This is a genomic window from Finegoldia magna (assembly GCF_018371055.1).
In the GTDB taxonomy this organism is placed as follows: Bacteria; Bacillota; Clostridia; order Tissierellales; family Peptoniphilaceae; genus Finegoldia; species Finegoldia magna_I.
The window spans coordinates 1-6,089 of the sequence record NZ_JAGYZD010000095.1; the positions used below are offsets into that span (position 1 = coordinate 1).

The following is a 6,089-nucleotide window of genomic DNA, read 5'->3' on the forward strand; positions in this document are numbered from 1 at the left end:
AATTTTTTGGTTACCAGCACAAGTATTTTCAAAACAGTTACTTGGTTTATTTAAAGTAAGTCAGGATATAATTTCAAGCGGAGTTAATAATTTCAGAATATTCTATTCAGTATTTATTCTTTATGGAATTATGATTATGACAATAACTTTTTTTCAAGCGATTGGGGATGGGAAAAAAGCTGGAATGATTGTAATGCTAAGGCAGTTAATACTACTTGTTCCAGCCTTACTTATATTGCCAAGAATATTTGGAGCAGGGGCTGTTTGGTGGACAGAACCAGTTGTAGATTTTACTATGATAATGGTAGGTTTAGCAATGCAAGCCAAGGCTCTTTCAAATATGAATGTAAATAATTAAAAATAAAATAATGAGAAAAAACAAAAATACCAGAAGAATTTATTTATTAGGAGGTTAAAATGGATAATAAAAAATTAAAAGTAAAAGATTTAGTAAGCATCGGTGTTTTTGGCGTAATTTATTTCGCCTTGCTGTTTGGAATTGGCATGATGGGCATGATTCCGATATTGTTTTTAATATACCCGACAGTATTAGCCATAGTTGCAGGGACTGTAGTTATGTTATTTATGACAAAGGTTCAAAAACCATGGGCATTATTTATATTCGGTATGATATCACCTCTTGTGATGTTTGCTTCTGGTCATACTTACGTCGTTGTAGTTTTATCGCTTATAGTAATGATAATAGCAGAATTAATTAGAAAGATTGGTAATTATAATTCCTTTAAATACAATATGCTTTCTTACGCAGTTTTTAGTATATGGATATGCAGCTCTATGATGCAAATGCTTTTAGCAAAAGAAAAATATTTGGAAATGTCTATTGAAATGATGGGAAAAGATTATGTTGACGCAATGGAAAAACTAATAACATATCCTCACATGGCCTTAGTAGCCTTAGGTGCTTTTCTAGGAGGAATAATTGGAGCATATATAGGCAAGGCTCTATTGAAAAAACACTTTGAAAAAGCAGGCATTGTATAATGCCTACCTTTTCTTCAAATGCTCCCTTTAATCCCAATCCAATAAGTAAGATATTAGTAGTATTTCTTACAGGATTAACTGTTGCGCATAGCATAAACATCCGTTTTGAACTAGCGATTGTTTGTCTTATTGGTATTTTGTTTTATTTGAATGGGTACAAAAAAACACTTTTTAAATGGATAATTTTATGTATAGCATTATATTCTTTACCTAATTTTATGATTCTATCTACACTAAACCCGATACTTAAGATGTTTTTAAGTATACCTATAGTATTTAGAATGTTTTTATTGCCATTTATGGCAGCAAGCCTCATGATAAAGACATCTGATGTAGGTGCAATAATTTCGTCGATGGATAAGCTTAAAATTCCAAAAAATCTTTCCATACCTATTGCAGTTATGTTTAGATTTTTCCCATCTTTTAAAGAGGAGAAGAAAAACATCAAAATGGCTATGAGAGTAAGGGGGATAAATTTTAAAAACCCAATCAAATATCTTGAATATGTTTCAGTACCACTACTAATTATATCTTCAAACATTGCAGATGACATTGCAAAAGCAGCAGAAACAAAGGCGATAGAAAATCCAATTGCCAAGACCAGATATATCAGTGTAAAGATACAGCTAATTGATTTTGTTTATGTTTTCGTAGTTGCTGGACTTATTGTGGGAGGCTTAATATGGTAGAAATAAAAAATTTAAGTCTTGATTATGGAAAAGAACATATATTGGACGATATATCACTATCCATATCCGAGGGAGAGTGTGTGCTATTTACAGGAAAAAGCGGAAGCGGTAAGTCATCTTTAATAAATTCTATCAACGGACTAGCTGTAAGGTATGATAACGCAAAAACAAAGGGCGAAATAATTATTGATGGTAAAAATATAAAAGAGTTGGAGCTTTATCAAATCTCAATGCTTGTCTCAACTGTTTTTCAAAATCCTAAGACATATTTCTTTAATGTTAATACGACATTAGAATTATTGTTTTATTTAGAAAATATTGGACTTGCAAGAGAAGAGATGGACAGGCGTTTAAAGGACATGCTTGAAATATTCCCGATAAAAAATCTTTTGAATAGAAATATATTTAATCTATCCGGCGGTGAAAAACAAATTCTTTGCATTGCTGCTTCTTATATAGCGGGCACAAAGATTATAGTTATGGATGAGCCTTCATCAAATTTGGATATTAAAAGCATAAGTGTTTTGACACAAATGCTTAAAATACTAAAAGAAAAAGGCATAAGCATAATTGTAGCAGAGCATAGAATTTATTATTTGATGGACATAGTTGATCGTGTATTTTTGATAGATAAAGGCAAACTTAAAAAAACTTATACAAGAAGTGAATTTTTAAAGTTTGATAAAAATGAATTGAACGCTCTAAGTTTAAGGGATAAAGAATTAAGCAAATTAGAAGTTCCTTATTTAAAAGAAGGCGGAGAATATCAGATAAAAAATCTTAGCTACAAATTTACTGATGATGAGTGTTTAAGTATAAAAGACATCTCATTTAAGCTTGGAAAAATTTATGGCATAATAGGATCCAATGGACGTGGAAAGTCAACGCTTTTAAGATGTTTAATAGGTCTTGAGAAAAAATCAAAAGAAGAAATATACTTTAAGGGAGAAAAACTATCTAAAAAAGATAGACTGAAAAACTCCTCGCTTGTTATGCAAGATGTAAATCATCAATTATTTACAGATGAAGTATTCAAAGAACTCAGTCTAGGGGTTAAAAATTTCGATGAAGAAAAGGCAAAAAATATTTTAAAAGATTTAGGCTTATACGAGTTTATTGAAAGGCATCCTATGAGCTTATCGGGAGGTCAAAAGCAAAGACTTGCAATAGCGTCCATAATGTGTAAAGACTCTACTTTTATTTACTATGATGAGCCAACTAGCGGCATGGATTATGCTAATATGATAAAAATATCTGAACTGATTAAAAAATATAGAAATAAAGATAAAATAATTTTTATTGTTTCCCATGATATAGAATTTTTAAATGAAGTGGCAGATGAGATTTTTGAATTGTAAAATAGATCCTGTTAAACATGTCTATAGAACTGGGAGAGTATTTAAAAATTTAAAAGAAATTTTTATAGCAAGCATAATTATTCTTTTAGTTGCTATTTACTGGGCCTTTGACAAAAATATTAGGAAGCTTCCAGCAATTAATAATTTAAATGAGGCGTTTAAAGAAAAATAATAATAAATACAGATGTGAACCGACCCCAAAAGTTAGAGCTAAAACTTAACTTAAGGAGGTCAGTTTTTTTAATGGTAGAATATAGCACAGAATTTAAAGTGAAAGCAGTAAAAGAATATTTAGAAACAAACATATCATTTAAATATTTATCAGATAAGTACAATAAACCAAATACATGTGTGATTAAAAGGTGGATAAACGCATACAAATTTCAAGACCGTAAAGGACTAAAATCTGAAAAGAGAACAGGTATCAAAAGCAAAAAAGTGGTATAATATAGATGAGAATATATATCAATAGGAGAATGAAATGTTTAAGCGTTTTTTTGAAAATTTTAGAAAACCGAAAGACAATTTTGGCGGCAGATTTATGTTAAAAAGTATGAATAAAGGACATGAAAAATTGGCAAGTTGGGGAAGGTCTTACATAAATATGGAAAACGATTATATTGTCCTAGATTTGGGCTGCGGCGGCGGTGCTAACATAAAATATTTTTTAACTAAAGCAAAAAAAGTTTACGGTATTGACCATTCAGAAACAAGTGTAAAGATGGCTAGTGAGATAAATAAAGAAGCGATTGAGTCAGGAAGATGCGAGATTTCATTGGGAGACGTAAGAAGCCTTCCTTTTGAAGATGAATCCATAGATATCGTCACAGCATTTGAAACTATTTATTTTTGGAATGATATAGAAGAATGTTTCAAAGAAATTTATCGTGTGCTTAAAAAGGGCGGACAATTTTTAATATGCAATGAAGTATCATCTATGAAAAGAAGAGATGTAAAAAAATTAGCACAGATGATAGAAATGGAAGTATACACACCCTACGACTTAACAAAAATGCTTGGAAAATTGGGATTTAATTTTGAATATCATTTAGATAGAAAACAACAAGTCGTATTTATCGCAAGAAAATAGATAAGATAAAGAAAGGCAAGGATAAAAATGAAATATCACAGTTTTTATTTCTATCAGTTTCAATATCCTATGAAAAAAGTTTTGGTGGAAAAATATGGAAGAAAGTATGCTAGGGATATCCTCAAAAAAAGCAAAAAAATTTATCGAAAACTAGTAGAAGAAGCAGATGATATCGGAGATGATAATCCAATGGCATACAATGAGATGTTCGCTCTTGTATTTGTTGCACCATATTTAGCAAGCGAAAAAGAAATTGCACCAGAGACCATACAGGAAATGATGCGTCGCTCTCTGTATTTTGTCAAATGGTTTTTTTCATTAACTAATCTAAATACTAAGAGAGGAAAAGAGGCTAATAAGAAAAATATAGTTAAGTATTATAAATGGTATACAGAAGAAAAAGAAAAACTCTATCCCACATCGTTTAAGGTCGATTTTGAGGGAGAACCATATGAGGGCGCTTGTTATTACAGAATTACTCGTTGCCCTATTTGCACATACACTAAAAAACTTGGGGTACATGAATTAATGCCGCTATTCTGTGAATTGGATGAGGTTATGATAAGTCTTCAACATGGAGTTTTGCATAGAAAAGGCACGATAGCAAATGGAGCAGATTGCTGTGATTATTTTATCACAGGTGATAGAGAATGAACCAATGTTATATGAATAAGAAATTGGTAAAGTTTGTGATTAATTTATTATTATTGGAGTAGAATAAAATGAGCTTAACTTATAAAATTGCATCGACAATTGTAAGACTTATCGGAGTCAAAAAAATGTTTTTAAAGAACAAAGAAGAGATGCTTAAGTATGCAAAAGGTGAAAATGCAAAAGTAGTATTTGATTTAGAAAAGGCAAAGGCAAGGGCTACGAGAAAGAATTATTATCTTTTTGATAGGGATGTTATGGGATACAGACTGATTTCATATCAAAAAAATCAAACGCCCGCCGACGGTGCAGTTCTTTATCTATTTGGAGGAGGAATGATTACACAACCGAATAAACTGGATTTTAAATTATCGGAAAGAATAATGGAACAAACCGGAAAAGATGTTTGGTTTTTATTTTATCCTCTTTGTTCAGAAAATGTAAAGATAGATAAGACATATGAAGTATCATTTGAAGCCTATAGGCTTATGACCGAAACTTATAAAGCAGAAAATATCAGCGTCCTTGGATTTTCATCAGGAGCTTGTCTATCACTAGGGATTTTTTTGCATAACAACGCCATAGGAAGACCACTTTCAATGCCAGGCAAGATTATTTCAGTTTCTCCGGGAGGAATTCCGGATGTAACTGTCGATGAAAACAAAGAAATTTGGGAAAGAGTAAATGCACTTAACTACAAGGATGTAATGATTGATCCGACGTACATTAAAACAGCAAGAGAAATCGCAAAAGGAGATGAAGACATACCTGAATATATGTTAGATGGAACTGTAGGAGATTTTACAGACTTTCCGAAAACATATTTTTATTACGGCGAAAATGAATGCCTCTATGCCTTTGCGCAAACCTTTAAAAAAGCAATGGAAAAATACAACGCCCCATACAAAATTATTGTTGGAAAAGGAATGTGCCACTGTTATCCATTGGTGAGATTTTTTAGAGAAGAAAGAGAAGCACAGGATGAAATTATTGAATTGTTAGGACAATAATTTAGGACAGACAATGAAATCACAAGAATTTATAATGCCCATATTCGGTGTCGGGCCAATATATGTAATAACATGTCTAATACTTACAATCGCTGTGATATGGCTTCATCTCAATGGATACATTTATCAAGGAGAACTAAGCCAAGGTAAAATATTTTTTATTATAGCTGGGATATTCATGATCCTTTTAGGAATATATTTATGGATACAAGCAGTAATAGTTCAGAAAATAAATAAAAAAGTTACAGAAAAAAAGTTGATAACAACAGGAGTATACAGCATAGTAAGA

The 6,089-nt window shown here is 31.3% G+C and carries 8 protein-coding genes and 2 pseudogenes; all 10 read left to right on the forward strand.

The features are described 5' to 3' along the window. Nucleotides 1-358 (forward strand): annotated as a pseudogene (locus KHW44_RS05315) (MATE family efflux transporter); the annotation flags it as partial. 59 nt (nt 359-417) lie between these two features. Continuing rightward, the gene (locus tag KHW44_RS05320) at nt 418-1,002 is read left to right on the forward strand and encodes an MptD family putative ECF transporter S component (RefSeq protein ID WP_304066853.1); all 585 of its coding nucleotides are present in this window, start codon (nt 418-420) and stop codon (nt 1,000-1,002) included. Further along, nucleotides 1,002-1,691 (forward strand): energy-coupling factor transporter transmembrane component T, encoded by a 690-nt coding sequence (locus tag KHW44_RS05325; RefSeq protein WP_304066856.1) that lies wholly within the window; start codon nt 1,002-1,004, stop codon nt 1,689-1,691. The genes KHW44_RS05320 and KHW44_RS05325 overlap by 1 nt, the downstream gene beginning before the upstream one ends. Next, nucleotides 1,685-3,049: an ABC transporter ATP-binding protein gene (locus KHW44_RS05330; RefSeq protein ID WP_304066859.1), complete on the forward strand. Its 1,365-nt coding sequence runs from the start codon at nt 1,685-1,687 to the stop codon at nt 3,047-3,049. The genes KHW44_RS05325 and KHW44_RS05330 overlap by 7 nt, the downstream gene beginning before the upstream one ends. Further along, nucleotides 3,039-3,221: a hypothetical protein gene (locus KHW44_RS05335; protein WP_304066862.1), complete on the forward strand. Its 183-nt coding sequence runs from the start codon at nt 3,039-3,041 to the stop codon at nt 3,219-3,221. Before KHW44_RS05330 ends, KHW44_RS05335 begins: the two co-directional genes overlap by 11 nt. Before the next feature lie 71 nt (nt 3,222-3,292). Next, on the forward strand, nt 3,293-3,496 hold the full coding sequence (locus KHW44_RS05340; protein WP_294685415.1) for a transposase: 204 nt from the start codon (nt 3,293-3,295) through the stop codon (nt 3,494-3,496). Between the two features lie 34 nt (nt 3,497-3,530). Then, nucleotides 3,531-4,139 (forward strand): class I SAM-dependent methyltransferase, encoded by a 609-nt coding sequence (locus KHW44_RS05345; RefSeq protein WP_304066867.1) that lies wholly within the window; start codon nt 3,531-3,533, stop codon nt 4,137-4,139. Nucleotides 4,140-4,166: 27 nt separating this feature from the next. Further along, the gene (locus tag KHW44_RS05350; RefSeq protein WP_304066870.1) at nt 4,167-4,793 is read left to right on the forward strand and encodes an L-2-amino-thiazoline-4-carboxylic acid hydrolase; all 627 of its coding nucleotides are present in this window, start codon (nt 4,167-4,169) and stop codon (nt 4,791-4,793) included. Nucleotides 4,794-4,861: 68 nt separating this feature from the next. Beyond that, on the forward strand, nt 4,862-5,800 hold the full coding sequence (locus tag KHW44_RS05355) for an alpha/beta hydrolase (protein WP_304066873.1): 939 nt from the start codon (nt 4,862-4,864) through the stop codon (nt 5,798-5,800). 13 nt (nt 5,801-5,813) lie between these two features. Further along, nucleotides 5,814-6,089 (forward strand): annotated as a pseudogene (locus KHW44_RS05360) (isoprenylcysteine carboxylmethyltransferase family protein); the annotation flags it as partial.